Source organism: Variovorax sp. FW301-JW7 (genome assembly GCF_058788795.1).
Map to the genome: position 1 here is coordinate 47,159 of NZ_JBYTBC010000011.1, position 18,067 is coordinate 65,225.

General features: G+C 68.2%; 17 protein-coding genes. 4 read left to right on the plus strand and 13 right to left on the minus strand.

The genetic code is table 11. The features are described from left to right. Window positions 1-70: 70 nt before the first annotated feature. Window positions 71-1,150 carry a PLP-dependent cysteine synthase family protein gene (locus AC3WQM_RS25745; RefSeq protein WP_070063094.1) on the plus strand — a complete coding sequence of 360 codons (1,080 nt, stop codon included), beginning with the start codon at window positions 71-73 and terminating at the stop codon, window positions 1,148-1,150. A 2-nt stretch (window positions 1,151-1,152) separates the two neighbouring features. Further along, window positions 1,153-2,250 (plus strand): lipocalin-like domain-containing protein, encoded by a 1,098-nt coding sequence (locus AC3WQM_RS25750; protein ID WP_492682709.1) that lies wholly within the window; start codon window positions 1,153-1,155, stop codon window positions 2,248-2,250. 13 nt (window positions 2,251-2,263) lie between these two features. On the opposite strand, the gene AC3WQM_RS25755 is transcribed toward AC3WQM_RS25750, so the two are convergent. From AC3WQM_RS25755 to AC3WQM_RS25790, 8 genes are all read right to left on the minus strand, one after another. Further along, a complete protein-coding gene (locus tag AC3WQM_RS25755; RefSeq protein ID WP_492682711.1) occupies window positions 2,264-3,022 on the minus strand; it encodes a hypothetical protein in 759 nt (252 codons plus the stop codon). 397 nt (window positions 3,023-3,419) lie between these two features. After that, window positions 3,420-3,866, minus strand: a complete 447-nt coding sequence (locus AC3WQM_RS25760; RefSeq protein ID WP_492682713.1) for a cupin domain-containing protein — start codon at window positions 3,864-3,866, stop codon at window positions 3,420-3,422. Window positions 3,867-3,973: 107 nt separating this feature from the next. After that, window positions 3,974-4,960, minus strand: coding sequence for a branched-chain amino acid ABC transporter permease (locus AC3WQM_RS25765; RefSeq protein ID WP_492682715.1), 987 nt, complete (start codon window positions 4,958-4,960; stop codon window positions 3,974-3,976). A 10-nt stretch (window positions 4,961-4,970) separates the two neighbouring features. Next, complete coding sequence (locus AC3WQM_RS25770; RefSeq protein ID WP_101489724.1) at window positions 4,971-5,846, minus strand: branched-chain amino acid ABC transporter permease; 876 nt, start codon at window positions 5,844-5,846, stop codon at window positions 4,971-4,973. Window positions 5,847-5,891: 45 nt separating this feature from the next. Continuing rightward, the gene (locus AC3WQM_RS25775; protein ID WP_489058731.1) at window positions 5,892-7,088 is read right to left on the minus strand and encodes an ABC transporter substrate-binding protein; all 1,197 of its coding nucleotides are present in this window, start codon (window positions 7,086-7,088) and stop codon (window positions 5,892-5,894) included. A 37-nt stretch (window positions 7,089-7,125) separates the two neighbouring features. After that, the gene (locus tag AC3WQM_RS25780) at window positions 7,126-8,325 is read right to left on the minus strand and encodes an ABC transporter substrate-binding protein (RefSeq protein ID WP_492682717.1); all 1,200 of its coding nucleotides are present in this window, start codon (window positions 8,323-8,325) and stop codon (window positions 7,126-7,128) included. A 37-nt stretch (window positions 8,326-8,362) separates the two neighbouring features. Further along, entirely contained in the window at window positions 8,363-9,070 is a 708-nt protein-coding gene (locus AC3WQM_RS25785) for an ABC transporter ATP-binding protein (RefSeq protein ID WP_492682719.1), read from the minus strand. Next, window positions 9,070-9,840, minus strand: coding sequence for an ABC transporter ATP-binding protein (locus AC3WQM_RS25790; RefSeq protein WP_307693422.1), 771 nt, complete (start codon window positions 9,838-9,840; stop codon window positions 9,070-9,072). The genes AC3WQM_RS25785 and AC3WQM_RS25790 overlap by 1 nt, the downstream gene beginning before the upstream one ends. A 340-nt stretch (window positions 9,841-10,180) precedes the next feature. Between AC3WQM_RS25790 and AC3WQM_RS25795 the strand changes: the two genes are divergently transcribed. Continuing rightward, a complete protein-coding gene (locus tag AC3WQM_RS25795; RefSeq protein ID WP_492682721.1) occupies window positions 10,181-11,389 on the plus strand; it encodes an AGE family epimerase/isomerase in 1,209 nt (402 codons plus the stop codon). Window positions 11,390-11,496: 107 nt separating this feature from the next. Beyond that, window positions 11,497-12,114, plus strand: a complete 618-nt coding sequence (locus tag AC3WQM_RS25800) for a cysteine hydrolase family protein (protein ID WP_492682723.1) — start codon at window positions 11,497-11,499, stop codon at window positions 12,112-12,114. Between the two features lie 6 nt (window positions 12,115-12,120). On the opposite strand, the gene AC3WQM_RS25805 is transcribed toward AC3WQM_RS25800, so the two are convergent. The 5 genes from AC3WQM_RS25805 to AC3WQM_RS25825 are packed head-to-tail and all read right to left on the minus strand — an operon-like array spanning window position 12,121 to window position 18,018. After that, a complete protein-coding gene (locus tag AC3WQM_RS25805; protein WP_492682725.1) occupies window positions 12,121-13,029 on the minus strand; it encodes a LysR family transcriptional regulator in 909 nt (302 codons plus the stop codon). Between the two features lie 19 nt (window positions 13,030-13,048). Continuing rightward, complete coding sequence (locus AC3WQM_RS25810; protein WP_492682727.1) at window positions 13,049-14,611, minus strand: DHA2 family efflux MFS transporter permease subunit; 1,563 nt, start codon at window positions 14,609-14,611, stop codon at window positions 13,049-13,051. A 38-nt stretch (window positions 14,612-14,649) separates the two neighbouring features. Further along, window positions 14,650-15,975: an HlyD family secretion protein gene (locus tag AC3WQM_RS25815; protein WP_492682729.1), complete on the minus strand. Its 1,326-nt coding sequence runs from the start codon at window positions 15,973-15,975 to the stop codon at window positions 14,650-14,652. A 35-nt stretch (window positions 15,976-16,010) separates the two neighbouring features. Beyond that, on the minus strand, window positions 16,011-17,489 hold the full coding sequence (locus AC3WQM_RS25820; protein ID WP_492682731.1) for an efflux transporter outer membrane subunit: 1,479 nt from the start codon (window positions 17,487-17,489) through the stop codon (window positions 16,011-16,013). Beyond that, window positions 17,482-18,018: a MarR family winged helix-turn-helix transcriptional regulator gene (locus AC3WQM_RS25825; protein ID WP_492682733.1), complete on the minus strand. Its 537-nt coding sequence runs from the start codon at window positions 18,016-18,018 to the stop codon at window positions 17,482-17,484. The genes AC3WQM_RS25820 and AC3WQM_RS25825 overlap by 8 nt, the downstream gene beginning before the upstream one ends. Window positions 18,019-18,067: the final 49 nt, after the last annotated feature.

Sequence of the window (18,067 nt, forward strand, 5' to 3'; positions counted from 1 at the left end):
TGGCAGCGGGCAGTATCCCGATTTCTGTCACCCGACGGGTGACAAGGCATGACTTGTAGACTGGCGCGCTATGCAGCCCACCACCCCTTCAACCTCCTCCTGCGACAGCTGGCTCGCCGGCGCGATCCGCCGCATCGAAGCCGACTACCAGCGCAGCGCCGACACGCACCTCATTCCGCTGCCGCTGCCCGCGCTGGCCGCGCACGGCATCGACCTGTACCTGAAGGACGAATCGACGCACCCCACCGGCAGCCTCAAGCACCGGCTCGCGCGCTCGCTGTTCCTGTACGCGCTGTGCAACGGCTGGGTGCGCGAAGGCACGACCATCGTCGAGGCCTCCAGCGGCTCCACCGCCGTGAGCGAGGCCTACTTCGCGCGGCTGCTGGGCCTGCCCTTCATCGCCGTGATGCCGCGCAGCACCTCGCCCGAGAAGGTGGCGCAGATCGCCTTCTACGGCGCGAGCTGCCACTTCGTCGACCACGCCGCGCAGGTGTACGACGAGGCCCGCGCGCTGGCCGAGCGCACCGGCGGCCACTACATGGACCAGTTCACCTACGCCGAGCGCGCGACCGACTGGCGCGGCAACAACAACATCGCCGAGAGCATGTTCCAGCAGATGGCGCGCGAGCGGCATCCGGTGCCCGCGTGGATCGTGGTGGGCGCCGGCACCGGCGGCACCAGCGCCACCATCGGGCGCTACCTGCGCTTTCGCTGCCACGACACGCAGGTGTGCGTGGCCGACCCCGAAGGCTCGGTGTTCTCGGCCTACCACCGCAGCGGCGACGCCACGCTCACGGCACCCGGCTCGCGCATCGAAGGCATCGGCCGCCCGCGCGTGGAGCCCAGCTTCGTGCGCACGCTGGTCGACCGCATGCTCGAAGTGCCCAACCTCGACTCGGTGGCCGCCATGCATGCGCTGTCGGCGCTGCTGGGGCGCAAGGTCGGCCCGTCGACCGGCACCAACTTCGTGGGCATGCTGGCCGTGGCGCACGAGATGCGCGCGGCCGGCCAGCAAGGCTCGATCCTTTCGCTGCTGTGCGACGCGGGCGAACGCTACCTGCCGAGCTACCACGACGCCGACTGGGTGCGCAACGCCTTCGGCGACATCGCGCCGGCGCAGCAACGCATCGACGCGCTGGTGGCGGGTTGACGATGGCCGAGCGCGCACCCGGTGGCCTCATCGCGCGGCGGCAGCTGTTGCTGCTGGCCACGCTGGCCGCCTCGGGCGCGCCGCACGCCGCGTGGGCCCTGCCCGCGAAGGCGCTGCAGTTTCCGCGCGACTTCGGCAGCCACCCCGAGCTGCGCACCGAGTGGTGGTACATCACCGGCCACGGCCAGACCGCCACGGGACGCGCGTTCGGTTTCCAGGTGACCTTCTTCCGCTCGCGCGTCGACGCCACGCAGGCCATGCGCTCGGCCTTCGCCGCCAAGCAGCTGGTGTTCGCACACGCCGCCGTCACCGACCTCGAAGGCCGCGTGCTGCGGCACGACCAGCGCATCGCACGCGCGGGCTTCGACGTGGCCTCGGCCAGCGAGGCCGACACCGAGGTGCGGCTGCGCGACTGGTCGCTGGTGCGCGACGCCGGCAGCGGCGCCTACACCGCGCGCATCCCCGCGGGCGAATTCACGCTCGACCTGCGCTTCGCGCCGTCGCAACCCGTGCTGCTGCAGGGCCGCGAAGGCCTGTCGCGCAAAGGCCCCGAGCCCGAGCAGGCGAGCTACTACTACAGCGAGCCGCAGCTGCAGGCGCAAGGCCGTCTCACGCTGCAAGGCCAGGCGCCGTTCGAGATCGCCGGCACCGCCTGGCTCGACCACGAATGGAGCGAGGCGCTGATGCACCCCGAGGCCGTGGGCTGGGACTGGATCGGCATAAACCTCGACGACGGCAGCGCGCTCACCGCCTTCCACCTGCGCCGCCGCGATGGCAGCGCGCTGTGGTCGGGCGGCTCGTTCCGCCCGCGCGGCGGTGCGGCGCGCATCTTCCAGCCCGGCGAGGTGCGCTTCGACGCGCTGCGCAGCTGGACCAGCCCGCGCACGCGCGCGAGCTACCCGACGCACTGGCGCATCGACACGCCCGCGGGCCGCTTCGAGGTGCAGGCCCTGCTCGACGACCAGGAACTGGACAGCCGCGGCTCCACGGGCGGCGTGTACTGGGAAGGCTTGAGCGAACTGCGCGATGCGCAGCAAGGCCGGCGCGTGGGGCGCGGGTACCTCGAGATGACGGGCTACGCGGCGCCGCTGCGGCTGTGAGCCGAAGCGGGGGCTACTTCACGCCCTGGCTCAGCGCCTGCGCCGTGTTGCGCGACAGCGCGCGGACGTGGTCGTCGATCGCCGACGCGACGGGCGCGAACTCGGCAGTGCTCAACCGCTTGAGGTCGCGCGGTTCCTGGAAATCCTTGAGCTGCCGCACCCGTTGCCGCTGCTGGGCGAGCATCGGCTCGTAGGCCGCGAGGTTCAGCGGCGGGTCCATGACGAAGACCTTGGCCTCGATCGCGGGCACCGCGAAGTACCGCGTCGACCCCAGCATGCCGCGCGTGAAGAGGCCCGAGTTCTGCATGAAGCTCTCGCCGCAGGGCCCCCCGGTGCACTCCAGGCGCGCCTGCGTTCGCGTCGCCTCGACGAGGACCACCGCGGCGATCTGCTCGTCTTTCAGCTTGCGTGCCGCCCACGCCTGCGCTGGATTCGCGATCCATTGATCGTGCTTGAAGGTGGCCAGCGCGTTGACGGAGGTCGTGGCAAAGCTCGTGAGGCGCACCACCTGGAAGCCGGCCTTTTCGAGCTCCGACGTGAAGGCCTCGTAGACCTTGGCCGTGGGGTTCCAGGGGAACGGGTACGTGGTCGAGAAGTTGTTGAAGACGGTCGTGCCCACGTGCATGTGTTCCGCGGAGGCGGTGGGGATGCGGACCAGCAGGCCGACCTTCGCGCCCTTCGCGAGCTGGCCGCCGTTCGGCGGCAGCGGCGGCGGGGTCATGCACCCTGTCAGTGCGAGCGCCATGAAAAGTGCAAGCGGCCGTCTGCGCATGGGGGTCTCCTCCATCTTCTTGTCGGTGTGGGCCTGTGCGGCCGGGTGCGGATGATTGTGCCGAGCGCGGCATGCGGCGTCGCCACGGGAACCGGTGGTTTTGGATAGAGTCGGCCTCACGCCATGCCGCGCAGCCCACCGCCCACGAACCCCACACGCCCTCAGAAACTGCGCGCGGCCTTCGTCGCGGTCGCGGTGTTCGCGGCGATCGCCCTCGCGGGAGTGCTGTTCGGCTTCAGTCGGGGTGGCAATTCAACGGGCCTCGCAGGCCGCGAAATCTGCCGCACCACATGCATCGCGCGCGGCTGGAAAGACGGAACGATGGTCCCCCCATCGCACGCAACGACCGGCTCCACACAAGGCCCGAAGACTTGCCAATGCCGATGACGGCCGCGAATCAAGCCGAGACCGTCACGCCATTGCGCTCCAGCACCGCCAGCAGCTTCGGAATGTCGGGCGCCGGCCCGACCGGAATCTCGCAGTCGATGGCGGTGAACATCTGGGCGGCCATCGCGCCCTGCCCCGTGATCTCGAGCATCTGCCCGCCGCCCTTGCCGTAGTGAAAGCCATGCACCGTGCCGCGCGGCACGTGCACCAGCGTGCCGGGCTGGCACCAGTGAGCCTGGCCGTCGCAGAGGAACTCGACCTCGCCGCCGAGCACGTAGAACGACTCGTCCCAGTCGTGGCTGTGCGGTGGCGGGCCCGTGCCTTCGTCGCCGCGCTGGAAGGTGACGCCGTAGCTCTGCGTCGCGGCGTTCGACGCCAGCACCGTCACCTGCGTGCCGAGCACGTTGAGCGGCGTCTCGCGCCGATCGGGTGTGAGGACAAAGTACGGAAGGGCCATGGCCGGCTCCTCGAAGTGGGAGCCAAATTCTGCGCCCCGGCCACAGGGGGCACAAGCGGTGGCGCCGCAGGGAGGGTAACCTCCCCGCCGTCACGCCACCGGCATCGCTACTTCGCGCGGCGACGCTCGATGAAGGCGATGATCTCGCCCATGATGCCCTTGCGGAAGGCCAGCACGCAGATCACGAAGATCAGGCCCGTGACCATGGTGACCGATTCGCCCAGCGTGTTGAACCAGTCGATGGTCGTGACACGCGCCAGGAAGCTGCCCAGTTCGCCGATCTTGTTCTCGAGCAGCACGACCACCGCCGAGCCCACCAGCGGACCCGACAGCGTGCCCAGGCCACCCACGAGCGTCATCAGGATGACCTGGCCCGAGGCGGTCCAGTGCACGTCGGACAGCGTGGCAAAGCCCAGCACCAGCGTCTTGAGCGAACCGGCCAGGCCCGACAGCGCGGCCGAGATCACGAAGGCCAGCAGCTTGAAGCGGCTCACGTCGTAGCCCAGCGAGAGCGCGCGCGGCTCGTTTTCCTTGATGCCCTTGAGCACCTGCCCGAACGGCGAGTGGATGGTGCGCACGATCAGCAGGAAGGCCGCGACCACGATCACCAGCGCCACGTAGTACATGGTGAGGTCGTTGGACAGGTCGATGACGCCGAAGAGCTTGCCGCGCGGCACGCCCTGCAGGCCGTCTTCGCCGCCGGTGAACTTGGCCTGCAGCGCGACGAAGAACATCATCTGCGCGAGCGCCAGCGTGATCATCGCGAAGTAGATGCCCTGGCGGCGGATGGCCAGCACGCCGAACAGCCAGCCCAGCAAGGCGCCGGTGAGCGTGCCCGCGATCAGGCCCAGCTCGGGCGTGAGGCCCCAGACCTTGATCGCATGGCCCGCCACGTACGCGGAGCCGCCCAGGAAGGCCGCGTGGCCGAAGGACAGCAGGCCGGTGTAGCCCAGCAGCAGGTTGAAGGCCGCGGCGAACAGCGCGAAGCACATGAGCTTCATCACGAACACCGGGTAGGCGCCGAAGAACGGCGCGAGCACCAGGGCGACCAGCAGCAGCGCGTAGACGACGGTGGAGATTTTTTTCATGTTCATGCCGCTCGCCTTATTTCTCTTTGCCGAACAGGCCGGCGGGGCGGATGAGCAGCACGATGACCATGATCACGAACACAACCGTAGACGATGCTTCTGGATAGAAAACCTTGGTGAGCCCTTCGATCACGCCCAGGCCCAGGCCCGTGAGGATGGCGCCCATGATGGAGCCCATGCCGCCGATCACGACCACCGCGAACACCACGATGATGAGGTTCTGCCCCATCAGCGGCGACACCTGCATCACCGGCGCCGCCAGCACGCCGGCGAAGGCGGCGAGCGCACAGCCGAAGGCGTAGGTCAGCGTGATCATCAGCGGCACGTTGACGCCGAAGGCTTCCACGAGGCGCGGGTTCTCGGTGCCGGCGCGCAGGTAGGCGCCCAGGCGGGTCTTCTCGATCACGTACCAGGTCGCGAAGCAGATCACCAGCGAGGCCACGACCACCCAGGCACGGTAGTTAGGCAGCACCATGAAGCCCAGGTCGGTGGCGCTCGACAACGCATCGGGCGCGTCGTAGGGCAGCCCCGACACGCCGTAGACCGAGCGGAACACGCCTTCGATCAGCAACGTGAGGCCCAGCGTGAGCAGCAGGCCGTAGAGGTGGTCGAGCTTGTAGATCCAGCGCAGCAGCAGCCGTTCGATGACCACGCCGAACAGGCCGATGAGGATCGGCGCGGCGATCAGCATCACCCAGTAGTTGACGCCCAGGTACTCCATGGCCATCCAGGTCAGGACGGCCCCGAGCATGAACAGCGCGCCGTGCGCGAAGTTGATGACGTTGAGCAAACCGAAGATCACCGCCAGCCCGAGGCTCAGGATGGCGTAGAACGAGCCGTTGACCAGCCCCAGAAGGAGCTGGCTCAACAAGGCGGGAAGGGAAATGTTCATAAGCGTTTCAACGAACCCGGGCGCCGCAAGGACGCCCGCGGGAGGTCACTTCCAGAGGGCGCAGCGGCTTTCGGCCTTGGTCGTGAAGACTTCTTCGCCCTTGAGCTTCTGGACCACCTTGTAGTAGTCCCACGGCTGCTTGGATTCGGCCGGCGACTTGACCTGCATCAGGTACATGTCGTGCACGAAGCGGCCGTCGGGGCGGATGACGCCCTTGCCGTAGAAGTCGTCGATCGGCGTGGACTTGAGCGTGGCCATGACCTTGTCGGCATCGACCGTCTTGGAAGCCTGCACGGCCTTCAGGTAGGTCATGGTGGCCGAGTAGTCGGCGGCCTGGATGTCGGTGGGCATGCGCTTGGTCTTCTCGAAGAAGCGCTTGCCGAAGGCGCGCGTCTTGTCGTCCAGGTTCCAGTCCCAGCTGGTGGTGAGCAGCAGGCCTTCGGTGTTCTTCAGGCCCAGGCTGTGCACGTCGGTCACGAAGACCAGCAGGCCGACCATCTTCATGCTCTTGCTGATGCCGAATTCCTTGGCCGCCTTGATGGCGTTGATGGTGTCGCCGCCCGCGTTGGCCAGCGCCAGCACCTGCGCCTTGGAGTTCTGCGCCTGCAGCAGGAACGACGAGAAGTCGGAGGTGTTGAGCGGATGCTTCACGCTGCCCACCACCGTGCCGCCCTTCTCTTTCACGACCTTGGAGGCATCGGCTTCCAGTGCCTGGCCGAAGGCGTAGTCGGCGGTCAGGAAGAACCAGCTCTTGTCGCCGCGCGCGATGACCGCGCTGCCGGTGCCCTTGGCCAGTGCCACGGTGTCGTAGGCGTAGTGCACGGTGTAGGGCGAGCACTGTTCGTTGGTGAGCGCCGAGCTGCCCGCACCGTTCACGATGAACACGCGCTTCTTCTCCTGCGCCACCTTGGCCATGGCCAGGCCGGTGCCCGAGCTGGTGCCGCCGAACAGCATGGTCAGGCCCTGCGTGTCGATCCACTCACGCGCCTTGGAGGCGGCGATGTCGGCCTTGTTCTGGTGGTCGGCCTGCAGCAGCTCGATGGGCATGCCGTTGACCTTGCCGCCGAAGTCGTCGATGGCCATCTGGATGGCCAGCGCGCCGTTCTTGCCTTCGACGTCGGCGTACAGGCTCGACATGTCGGTGATGAAGCCGATCTTGACCTTGTCCTGCGCCTGGGCGGCACCTGCGGCCAGCGCGGCGGCGGCGAAAACGGCGGAGAGAGCGAATGTGGTGGTCTTCATGGATGTTGTTCCTGTGGGGTGTTCGGTGGGTGTCGCGTCACTTCCAGAGCGTGCACTTGGACTCGGCCTTGGTGGTGAACACCGTGTCGCCGGGCAGCTTCTTCACGAGCTTGTAGTAGTCCCATGGCGTCTTCGATTCGGCGGGCGACTTGACCTGCATCAGGTACATGTCGTGCACGTAGCGGCCATCGGGGCGGATCTGGCCGGTGCCGAAGAAGTCGTTGAGCTTCATCTTCTTGAGCTCGGCCATGACCTTGTCGGCATCGTCGGTCTTGGCGGCGTCCACGGCCTTGAGGTAGGTCATGGTGGCCGAGTAGTCGGCGGCCTGGATTTCGGTGGGCATGCGCTTGGTCTTGTCGAAGAAGCGCTTGGCGAACTTGCGGGTTTCGTCGTTCAGGTCCCAGTACCAGCTGGTGGTGAACTGCAGGCCCTCGGTGTTCTTCAGGCCCAGGCTGTGCACGTCGCTCAAAAAGATCAGCAGGCCGGCCAGCTTCATGGTCTTGCCGATGCCGAATTCCTTGGCCGCCTTGATGCTGTTGACGGTGTCGCCGCCTGCGTTGGCCAGGCCCAGGATCTGCGCCTTGGAGTTCTGCGCCTGCAGCAGGAACGACGAGAAGTCGGACGCATTGAGCGGGTGGCGCACCGCGCCGACGATCGTGCCGCCCTTGGCCTTCACGACGGTGGAGGTGTCGGCTTCGAGCGCGTGGCCGAAGGCGTAGTCGGCCGTCAGGAAGAACCAGGTCTTGCCGCCGCCGTCGACCACCGCGGCGCCGGTGCCCTTGGCGAGCGCGACGGTGTCGTAGGCGTAGTGCACGGTGTAGGGCGTGCACTGTTCGTTGGTGAGTGCCGACGAGGCCGCGCCGTTGTTGAAGTACACGCGCTTCTTCTCGGCCGCGACCTTGGCCAGCGCCAGGCCGACGCCCGAGTTGGTGCCGCCGAAGACCATGCTCAGGCCTTGCGTGTCGATCCACTCGCGCGCCTTCGAGGCGGCAATGTCGGGCTTGTTCTGGTGGTCGACGGTGAGCAGCTCGACCGGCTTGCCGGCCGCCTTGCCGCCGAAGTCGTCGATGGCCATCTGGATCGCCACCGCGCCGTTCTTGCCTTCGAGGTCGGCGTACAGGCTGGACATGTCGGTGATGAAGCCGATCTTGACCTTGTCCTGGCCTTGCGCCTGGGCGGACGCTGCGAGCGCCAGTGCACTGAAAGCCAGGGCGAAAGCGGTGAGCTGATTTTTCATGGGTGTCTCCGGCAGTGGCAAGAAGGGGTGAAAGAACTCAGACGCCGAGCAACTCGGTCAGCACGGGCATCTTGGCTTCGAGCTCGGACGCGCCGAACTTCAGGGCGATGCGGCCGTGCTCCATCACGTAGAAGCGGTCGGCCAGCGGCGCGGCGAAGCGGAAGTTCTGCTCGACCATGACGATGGTGTAGCCCTTGGCGCGCAGCGTGGTGATCATGCGGGCCAGCGCCTGCACGATGACGGGCGCCAGGCCTTCGGAAATCTCGTCGAGCAGGAGCAGCTTGGCGCCGGTGCGCAGGATGCGCGCCACCGCGAGCATCTGCTGCTCGCCGCCCGACAGGCGCGTGCCCTGGCTGTGGCGGCGCTCTGCCAGGTTGGGGAACATGGCGTAGATCTCGTCGACCGACATGCCCTGCCCCGCGCCCTTGAGCTCGGGCGGCAGCATCAGGTTTTCTTCGCACGAGAGGCTGGCGAAGATGCCGCGCTCTTCGGGGCAGTAGCCGATGCCCAGGTGCGCGATGCGGTGCGTCGCCATCGAGACGGTCTCGACGCCGTTGACCTTGATGCTGCCCTTGCGGGCGCCGGTGAGTCCCATCACGGCGCGCATCGTCGTCGTGCGGCCCGCGCCATTGCGGCCAAGCAGCGTGACGACTTCGCCCGGCTGCACCACCATGTCGACGCCGTGCAGCACGTGCGATTCGCCGTACCAGGCCTGCAGGCCCTTGATTTCGAGTGCAGCGGTCATCAGTGAGCCCCCTGCATTTCGCCGTCGGTGGTGCCCATGTAGGCCTCCATCACCTGCGGGTTCTTCGAGACTTCGGCGTACGGGCCTTCGGCCAGCACGGCGCCGCGCTGCAGCACCGTGATGGTGTCGGCGATGGTCGAGACCACGCTCATGTTGTGTTCGACCATCAGGATGGTGCGTCCGGCCGACACGCGCTTGATGAGCTCGGCCACGCGGTGCACGTCTTCGTGGCCCATGCCCTGCGTGGGTTCGTCCAGCAGCATCAGCTCGGGCTCCATGGCCAGCGTGGTGGCGATCTCGAGCGCGCGCTTGCGGCCGTAGGGCAGGTTCACGGTTTGTTCGTCGGCCAAGTCTTCGAGGCCCACCTCGGCGAGCAGTTCGCGGGCGCGCGCATCGAGCGGCTTGAGCGACTTCTCGCTCTTCCAGAAGTGGTACGAGGTGCCGAGCTTGCGCTGCAGGCCCAGGCGCACGTTCTCGAGCAATGTGAGGTGCGGGAACACGGCGGAGATCTGGAACGAGCGGATCACGCCGCGTCGCGCGATCTGCGCCGGGCGTTCGCCCGTGATGTCGTGGCCGTTGAACAGGATCGTGCCGGCCGTGGGCTCGAGGAATTTGGTGAGCAGGTTGAAGCAGGTCGTCTTGCCGGCCCCGTTGGGGCCGATGAGCGCGTGGATCGAACCGCGCTTCACCGAGAGGTCGACCTTGCTGACCGCGGTGAATCCCTTGAATTCCTTGGTGAGCTGGCGTGTTTCAAGAATGACGTCGCTCATCTCGCGGCGTCGTCCGTGTGCGGAAAAAAGAAATCGGTCATGCGGTCCATCTCAATGCGCCACCATCGAGCGCGGACCGATTGTTGGTGGCTGCTATGCAATTGCATACTGGGGCAAATGCCTATGCTGCACTGCAACCATTCACAGAGTGCGCACCCTCTGTGCGAACGACTGTCGTCCCGACGACATTGCGCAGTGCAGCACGCACATGTGCGAACGCGCGACGCATGCACGTGCACCGTCATGAGGCTGTCGAACACGCATGCGCGCTTCGTGAAAAACTTGCGTGCCCGCTGCGCTGCCACGATGCGCTTTCACCCGGATTGAATCCATCACCGCCATGCCGAACTTCCGCTCACCCGAATTCCTCGCCGGCCACATCGCCCACACGCTGGCGTTCTACGCGCCGCGCAGCCGCGATGCCTCGGGCGGCTTCTTCCATTTCTTCAAGGACGATGGCACGGTGTACGACCGCCGCACGCGCCACCTCGTGAGCAGCACGCGCTTCGTGTTCAACCACGCGATGGCCTGGCGCCGCTTCGGCCGGCCCGACGATCTCGCGGCGGTGCGCCACGGCCTCGCGTTCCTGCAGACCGCGCATGCGCAGCCGAATGGTGGCTATGCATGGCAGATCGACTGGGATGGCCATCAAGCCACGGTGCAGGACGGCACGCAGCACTGCTACGGCCTGGCCTTCGTGCTGCTGGCGCACGCGCATGCGCTGATGGCCGGCGTCGAGGAAGCACGCACCGGCCTCGCGCACACCCGCGACCTGATGGAACAGCATTTCTGGGAACCGCAGCACCAGTTGTATGCCGACGAGGCGACGCCAAGCTGGCAGGTCGGCCCCTACCGCGGCCAGAACGCCAACATGCACGCCTGCGAAGCGATGCTTGCGGCCTACGACGCCACGCGCGAGCCCTTCTACCTCGAGCGCGCACGCACGCTGGCCGAAAGCATCACGGGCCGGCAGGCCGCGCTCGCCGACGGGCTGGTGTGGGAGCACTACCGCGAGGACTGGTCGGTCGACTGGGACTACAACCGCGGCGACAAGACGAACATCTTCCGGCCCTGGGGCTTCCAGACCGGCCACCTCACCGAATGGGCCAAGCTGCTGTTGCAGCTTGACAGCCACCTGAGCCCCGACGCGCCGGGCACCGAGTGGCTCGTGCCGCGCGCGCGCCACTTCTTCGACACCGCGATGCAGCGCGGCTGGGACGCGACGCACGGCGGGCTGGTCTACGGCTTCGGGCCCGACGGCGCGGTGTGCGACGGCGACAAGTACTTCTGGGTGCAGGCCGAAAGCTTCGCCGCCGCCGCCCTGCTCGCGGTGCGCACGGGCGACGCCGGCTACTGGGACTGGTACGACCGGATCTGGGCCTACAGCTGGGCGCACTTCGTCGACCACACGCACGGGGCGTGGTACCGCATCCTCACGCCGCAGAACGCGAAGATCAGCGACGAGAAGAGCCCGGCGGGCAAGACCGATTACCACACGATGGGCGCGTGCCATGACGTGTTGAAGGCGCTGGGGCACGGCGTCAAATAGCCGCGTCACCCTTCAATATCCGCACAAATCTTGTGCGGCCACGCCCCTACCCCGCAGCGCGCGGGCTGCCTACGCTTCAGGCCTTCTTTCACTCACGCAGAGAACACATGAAGCACCCCAGCATCCGCAGCCTCACCGGCGCCGTGCCCACGAGCCGCATCGATCCCGCCGCCACGGCGCTGATCGCGATCGATTTCCAGAACGAGTACTTCGACGGGCGCATGCCCATTCCCGACGGACTGGCCGCCCTGCGCCAGGCACGGCGCCTGATCGATGCCGCCGACCGGCATGCGGTGCCGGTGTTCCATGTGCAGCACGTGGCACCCGCCGACAGCCCGATCTTCGCGGACGGCAGCCACGCCTTCGGCATCCACGACGAACTGCGCCCGGCGCCGCAACACGCGGTGCTGCGCAAGGCCACGCCGAGCGCCTTCGCCGGCACCGCGCTCGAGGCCGAGCTGCAGGCGCGCGGCGTCACGACGCTGATCCTCACGGGCCTCATGACGCACATGTGCGTGTCAGCCACCGCCTTCGACGCCGCACCGCGCGGCTACCAGAGCCTCATCGTGGGCGATGCCTGCGCGACGCGCGACCTCGACCTGGAAGAAGGCGGCGTGCTGGGCCACCGCGAACTGCATCGCGCGGCGCTGCGCGGCGTGTCGGATGTGGTGGCCGAGGTGCGCTCGACCGACGAGGTGTTGCGGCTGCTGGAGGCCGGGGCCTGAACAGTCTCAGTCGCCCTGCCCGTCCGCGGGCAGGTAGCGCGCGGCAGCAAAGTCGACAAACGCCCGCACCTTTGGCGACAGGTGCCGGTTCTGCGGATACAGCGCGTACAGGTTCAGCGGCTGCTGGCGGAATTCGGGCAGCACGCGCACCAGGTCGCCGCGCGCCACATGGCCGCGCACGAGGAACGCCGGCGACGCCGCCAGCCCCGTGCCCGCCAGCGCGGCGCTGCGCAGCACGATCCCGCTGTTGGCCTGCAGCCGCCCGCCGACGTCCACGGTGTGGACGCTGCCGTCCGGCGCGGTGAAGCTGGGCTGGGCGGCCTTCGCGGCCAATGAATAGTTCAGGCAGTCGTGCGCCGCCAGGTCGGCGGGCGACTGCGGCGTGCCGCGCCGCTGCAGGTAGGCGGGCGACGCCACCCACCACTCCTCGAAGCTGGCAAGGCGCTTGACGATCAGCGTCGAATCCGAAAGTGCATACGCCAGTCGCAATCCCACGTCGAAGCCCTCTTCGATCAGGTCGACGAAGCGGTCGTTGCACACGAGGTCCGCCTTGACCTGCGGGTGCGCGTCGAGGAACGCCGGCAGCCACTGCGCCAGCTCCTCCAGCCCGAAGGACATCGGCGCGTTGATGCGCAGCAGGCCCGTGGGTTCGACCTGGTGCTGCGCCACGACCAGCGCCGCGGTCTCGACCTGGTCGAGGATCTGCCGCGTGTGTTCGTAGTAGGTCTGCCCCGCCTGCGTGAGCGCGAAGCGGCGCGTGGTGCGGTTCAGCAACTGCACGCCCAGCGCCGTTTCCAGCTGCTTGACGTGGCGCGAGACCACCGTGTGCGACACGTCCATCGCGTCGGCCGCGGCGGTGAAGCCGCCGGCCTCCACGACGGCGCGGAACGCCTTCATGGCCGCGAACTGGTCCATGCGCGCGGGCCGTGCGGGGTCAGTGCGCGCCGGCGGCTGCGTCGCCGCCCGCGCCGCCCTTTTGCGGGCGCGCCAGCCACACGAGCGGAATCAGCAGCAGGAACAGCACCGCCGAGGCATAGAAGATGTCGTTCGTGGCGAGCATGAACGACTGCTGGTCGACGAGGCGGTTGATCTGCCCCAGCACCTGCTCGGTGCTGAAGCCGCTGCTCGTCAGCCCCGAGATCGCGCTGGTGGCCGCGCTGTTGCCCGGGTTCACCGACTCCACGAGCTGTGCGTGGTGCAGGGCCGCGCGGCTGTCCCACAGCGTGGTGGCGATCGAGGTGCCCATGGCGCCCGCCGTGATGCGCAGGAAGTTCGACAGCCCCGACGCGGCCGGGATGCGGTCGGGCGTGAGGCCCGACAGCGTGATGGTCACGAGCGGAATGAAGAAGAACGCCATCGCGATGCCCTGGATGATCGTCGGGATGATGATCGTCACGAAGTCGGCCTGCGTGTTGAAGTTCGAGCGCATCCACAGCACCAGCGCGAACACGAGGAACGAGAAGGTCGCGTAGCGGCGCGGGTCGATCTTGGAGACCGTGAGGCCCACCACCGGCGAGAAGAAGATCGCCAGCAGCCCCACGGGCGCCATGATCATCCCCGCCTGCGTGGCGGTGTAGCCCATCCACTGCTGCAGCCACAGCGGCAGCAGCACCACGTTGCCGAAGAACAGGCCGTAGGCAATGGCCGTGGCCACCGCGCCCGACCAGAAGTTGCGCCGCTTGAACAGCGACAGGTCGACCACCGGATGCTTGTCGGTCAGCTCCCAGACCAGGAAGAAGGCGAAGCCGACCGCAGCCACCACGGCCATGGTGACGATCTCGGCCGAGTGGAACCAGTCGAGCTCCTTGCCCTTGTCGAGCATGAGCTGCAACGAGCCCACCCACAGCACCAGCAGCGCCAGGCCGATGGCGTCGATCGGCACCTTGTGCGTCTTGCTCTCGCGCTTGTGATACAGCGTCCAGGTGATGGCCGCGGCCACGATGCCGACCGGGATGTTGATGTAGAAGATCCACGGCCACGAGATGTTGTCGGTGATCCAGCCGCCGAGCAGCGGCCCCATCACGGGCGCGACCAGCGTCGTCATCGACCACATCGCCATGGCCAGGCCGGCCTTGGCCTTCGGGTAGCTCGACAGCAGCAGCGTCTGCGACAGCGGGATCATCGGCCCCGCCACGAAGCCCTGCAGCGCGCGAAACAGGATGAGCGTGGTCATGTTGGGCGCCAGGCCGCACAGCAGCGAGGCGACCATGAACAGGATCACGCTGGCCATGAACAGGCGCACCTGGCCGAAGCGCTGGGTCATGAAACCCGTGAGTGGCACCGCGATGGCATTGGCCACCGCGAAGCTGGTGATGACCCAGGTGCCTTGCGTGGTGCTCACGCCGAGGTCGCCCGAGATGGCCGGCAGCGACACGTTGGCGATCGACGAGTCGAGCACGTTCATGAAGGTGGCGGCGGACAGCGCGACCGTGCCCCACACGCGGGCGGAGCCCTCGAGCGGGGGGTGCGCGATGTAAGCAGGAGCAGCAGTGGCCATGGCGCGGGCTGTGAGGGTTCAGCGAGTACGCGCTGCGATCAGCCCGGCTGGCCCTGCGTGGCGGCGTGCGCGGCCGGTGCCGCAGTGGCTGCGGCCGGACGGCTCACGGCCGCCGTGGGCGCGCCGCGACCGAGGTTGGCGGCCACGATGCGGTCCACCTCGGCGTCGGCGCCGCGGTCGAGCTGGCTGTAGACCTGCGTCTGCGCGAAGGCGGTGCTGCGCGGTGCGTCGGCCAGCATCTTGCCGGTCTTCTGCGTGATGTCGATCTCGGCGTCCATCGACAGGCCGATGCGCAGCGGGTTGGCCTTGAGCTGCTCGGGGTCGAGCGCGATGCGCACGGGCACGCGCTGCACCACCTTGATCCAGTTGCCGGTGGCGTTCTGCGCCGGCAGCAGCGCAAAGGCGGCGCCGGTGCCCACGCCCAGGCCGGCGACCTTGCCGGTGTACTCGACCTTCTTGCCGTACACGTCGGCGGTGAGCTTCACGGGCTGGTCGATGCGGATGTTGCGCAGCTGCACTTCCTTGAAGTTGGCGTCGACCCACAGCTGGTGCAGCGGCACGATGGACATCATCGGCGTGCCGGCGGCCACGCGCTGGCCCAGCTGCACGGTGCGCTTGGCGACGTAGCCGTCGACCGGTGCGGGCATGGCCACGCGCTGCGTGGCGAGGTAGGCCTCGCGCACCTTGGCGGCGGCGGCCAGCACGCTCGGGTGCTGGGCCACGCTGGTGCCTTCGGTCAGCGACTGGTTGCTGGCCAGCGCTTCGCGCGCGGCGACCACGCCGGCCTGTGCGGCGGCCAGTGCGCTCTTGGCGTTGGCCAGCTGCGTCTCGGCGTGGTTGAGTTCTTCCTTCGACACGGCGCCGTTGCCCGACAGCGCGCGGCGGCGCTGCAGGTCGTCCTGCGCCTTGGCGATGTCGCTCTGGGCCTTGGCGATGTCGGACTGGCGCAGCGTGACCTGCGCGGCCAGCGAGCCGTTGTTGGCGTACAGCGTGCGCACCTGGCGCACAGTCTGCGCGAGCGCGGCCTCGGACTGCTCGAGCGCCACCTTGGCGTCGGCCGGATCGAGCTGCACCAGCGGCTGGCCGGCTTTCACGAAGTCGGTGTCGTCGGCGCCGATGGCCATGACGGTGCCGCCGATCTGCGGCGTGATCTGGATGACGTTGCCCTGCACGTAGGCGTTGTCGGTGTTCTCGTAGTGGCTGGCGACCAGCCATTCGTACAGGCCCCAGCCGCCGCCGGCGACCACCACCACGGTGGCGAGGACGGTGAGTGCGCGGCGGCGCTTGCCGTTGCTGGCAGGCGCCTCGGGCGCTGCGGGGGTGGGCACGGGGGAAGCGGATGTCGGAGTGTTGTTATCGCTCATGATGGAGTTCTTTCCGAAGAAGGCGGATCAGCAAATCAGTTCTGGGTGGCGGCCGTCGGGGCCGCAGCCGTCGCGGTGGCCGGCGGCTGCCAGCCGCCGCCCAGGGCGCGCGCCAGGCCCACCTGCGTGTCGAGGGCACGGGCCGCCAGGTCGACCGCGAGGCGGCGCTGGGCCAGCACGGCGGTTTCGGCGGTCAGCACGTTGAGGTAGTTGCCCAGGCCCGCGCGGTAGCGCTGCACGGCAATGTCGTAGGCGCCTTCGGCGGCCGTCTGCGCGGCGCGCTGCTCGGTCTGCTGGCGCACGATCGACTGCGCGCTCGACACCTGGTCGGCCGCGTCGCGCACGGCATCGAGCACGGTGGCGTTGTAGCTTTCGATGGCCACGTCGAGGTCGGCCGACTTGCCGCGCAGGTTGGCGCGCAGGCGCCCGCCTTCGAAGATCGGCAGGTGGATGGCCGGGCCCACGCCCCACTGCTCGCTGCCTGACTTGAGCAGCCTGCCGAAGCCCAGGCTCTGGAAGCCGGCAAAGGCCGTGAGGTTCACGTTGGGATAGAACTGGGTCTTGGCATTGGCCACGTCGCTGGTGGCCGCTTCGACGCGCCAGCGCGCGGCGGCGATGTCGGCGCGGCGGCCCAGCAGGTCGGCCGGGATGTTCGCCTGCAGCGCCATCGGCTTCACGCCGGCGAGCACCGGCGGCTTGAGCGAGGCCGACACGTTGGGCTGGCCCACGAGCGCATCGAGCGCGTGCTGCTGCAGCGCGATCTGCTCGTTGAGCGCTTCGATCTGCTGGCGTGCTTCGGGCAGGCCGCCTTCGCTCTGGCGCAGTTCGAGGCGGGTGTCGAGGCCGGCCGAGACGCGGTCGCGCACCAGCTTGAAGGTCTCGTCGCGCTGGGCCAGCGTGCGCTTGGCCACCTCGACCTGTTCGTTCAGGCGCGCCCACTGGAAGTAGCTGCGCGCCACGTTGCTCGCGAGCAGCACGCGGGCGGCATCGGCATCGGCTGCGGCTGCGTTGGCCGCGCCGAGGACGGTGTCGAGTGCGCTTCGGTTCTTGCCGAAGAAGTCGAGTTCCCAGCTCGCGCCCAGCTGTAGCAGACCGATGTTCTGGATCGAGCCACCCAGCGGTGCGGGGTAGATGTAGTTGCTGTTGAACTTCTGGCGGTTCAGGTTGAGGTCGGCGCCGACCTTGGGCAGCAGCGCCGCACCGGCGATGTCCGCCGAGGCCTGGGCGCGCACGAGGCGCGCACGCGCGACCTGCAGGTTCGGGTTGCCGGCCACGGCCTGGTCGACCAGCGCATTGAGCTGGCTGTCGCCGAAGGCCTGCCACCACTGGCTGTCCAGGCTGGGCACGGTGGCGCGCGCGGGGTCGGCCGCGATGCCGAGCGTGGTCGCATCGCGCAGCGTGGCGTGCGAGCCGATGCCGGCCATGTCGGCGCAACCGGCGAGCGCGACCACCGCCAGCGCGGCGGCCACGACGGGCGTGCGGCGCAGCGCGCGCACGGCGAAAGACTCAGTCATTCTTCTCTCCACGGGCCGCGAGGCCCTGTGCGTTGTCGAGGATGCGGCGCAAGTAGTCCTTGAGCTGCTCCCATTCTTCGGGGCTGAAGCCGGCCAGGTACTCGTTCTGCACCCGGCTCAGCACATAGGGCACTTCCTTCGCGGCCGCACGGCCCTCGTCGGTGAGTTCGATGTTGACCACGCGCCGGTCTTCGAGCGAGCGCACGCGCCGGCACAGGCCCTTGGCCTCGAGGCGGTCGAGCAGGCGCGTCATGGCGCCGGTGTCGAGTTCGCAGGCACGGGCCAGTTCGGCCACGGTGGTGGCGGCGCCGGCGTGCAGCTTGTACAGCGGCACCCACTGCGGGTAGGTGGGGCTGCCGGGCTCGCACATGCGCGTGCCGACGGTCTGGCCGACGGACGTGACGATGCGGCGCATCAGGTAGCCGATGCTCTCTTCGGCGCGGTAGTCCTCGGCGCGATAGAAGGCGGCCGGCGGGCGCGCGGCCTCGTCGGGCGTCGGAGGGACCGGGGAAATGGGGGCATCGCTCATGGCCGAAATATTAGTTGTCATGGCAATTACTGTCAAGGCGACCTTTGTG

What these genes read in the sequence shown, in the direction of transcription:
- AC3WQM_RS25810 (WP_492682727.1), bottom strand. Translation starts at nt 14,611, where the DNA reads ATGGCCACTGCTGCTCCTGCTTACATCGCGCACCCCCCGCTCGAGGGC.
- AC3WQM_RS25825 (WP_492682733.1), bottom strand. Translation starts at nt 18,018, where the DNA reads ATGAGCGATGCCCCCATTTCCCCGGTCCCTCCGACGCCCGACGAGGCC.
- AC3WQM_RS25800 (WP_492682723.1), top strand. Translation starts at nt 11,497, where the DNA reads ATGAAGCACCCCAGCATCCGCAGCCTCACCGGCGCCGTGCCCACGAGC.
- AC3WQM_RS25790 (WP_307693422.1), bottom strand. Translation starts at nt 9,840, where the DNA reads ATGAGCGACGTCATTCTTGAAACACGCCAGCTCACCAAGGAATTCAAG.
- AC3WQM_RS25805 (WP_492682725.1), bottom strand. Translation starts at nt 13,029, where the DNA reads ATGGACCAGTTCGCGGCCATGAAGGCGTTCCGCGCCGTCGTGGAGGCC.
- AC3WQM_RS25795 (WP_492682721.1), top strand. Translation starts at nt 10,181, where the DNA reads ATGCCGAACTTCCGCTCACCCGAATTCCTCGCCGGCCACATCGCCCAC.
- AC3WQM_RS25815 (WP_492682729.1), bottom strand. Translation starts at nt 15,975, where the DNA reads ATGAGCGATAACAACACTCCGACATCCGCTTCCCCCGTGCCCACCCCC.
- AC3WQM_RS25770 (WP_101489724.1), bottom strand. Translation starts at nt 5,846, where the DNA reads ATGAACATTTCCCTTCCCGCCTTGTTGAGCCAGCTCCTTCTGGGGCTG.
- AC3WQM_RS25760 (WP_492682713.1), bottom strand. Translation starts at nt 3,866, where the DNA reads ATGGCCCTTCCGTACTTTGTCCTCACACCCGATCGGCGCGAGACGCCG.
- AC3WQM_RS25785 (WP_492682719.1), bottom strand. Translation starts at nt 9,070, where the DNA reads ATGACCGCTGCACTCGAAATCAAGGGCCTGCAGGCCTGGTACGGCGAA.
- AC3WQM_RS25780 (WP_492682717.1), bottom strand. Translation starts at nt 8,325, where the DNA reads ATGAAAAATCAGCTCACCGCTTTCGCCCTGGCTTTCAGTGCACTGGCG.
- AC3WQM_RS25765 (WP_492682715.1), bottom strand. Translation starts at nt 4,960, where the DNA reads ATGAACATGAAAAAAATCTCCACCGTCGTCTACGCGCTGCTGCTGGTC.
- AC3WQM_RS25820 (WP_492682731.1), bottom strand. Translation starts at nt 17,489, where the DNA reads ATGACTGAGTCTTTCGCCGTGCGCGCGCTGCGCCGCACGCCCGTCGTG.
- AC3WQM_RS25775 (WP_489058731.1), bottom strand. Translation starts at nt 7,088, where the DNA reads ATGAAGACCACCACATTCGCTCTCTCCGCCGTTTTCGCCGCCGCCGCG.
- AC3WQM_RS25750 (WP_492682709.1), top strand. Translation starts at nt 1,153, where the DNA reads ATGGCCGAGCGCGCACCCGGTGGCCTCATCGCGCGGCGGCAGCTGTTG.
- AC3WQM_RS25745 (WP_070063094.1), top strand. Translation starts at nt 71, where the DNA reads ATGCAGCCCACCACCCCTTCAACCTCCTCCTGCGACAGCTGGCTCGCC.
- AC3WQM_RS25755 (WP_492682711.1), bottom strand. Translation starts at nt 3,022, where the DNA reads ATGCGCAGACGGCCGCTTGCACTTTTCATGGCGCTCGCACTGACAGGG.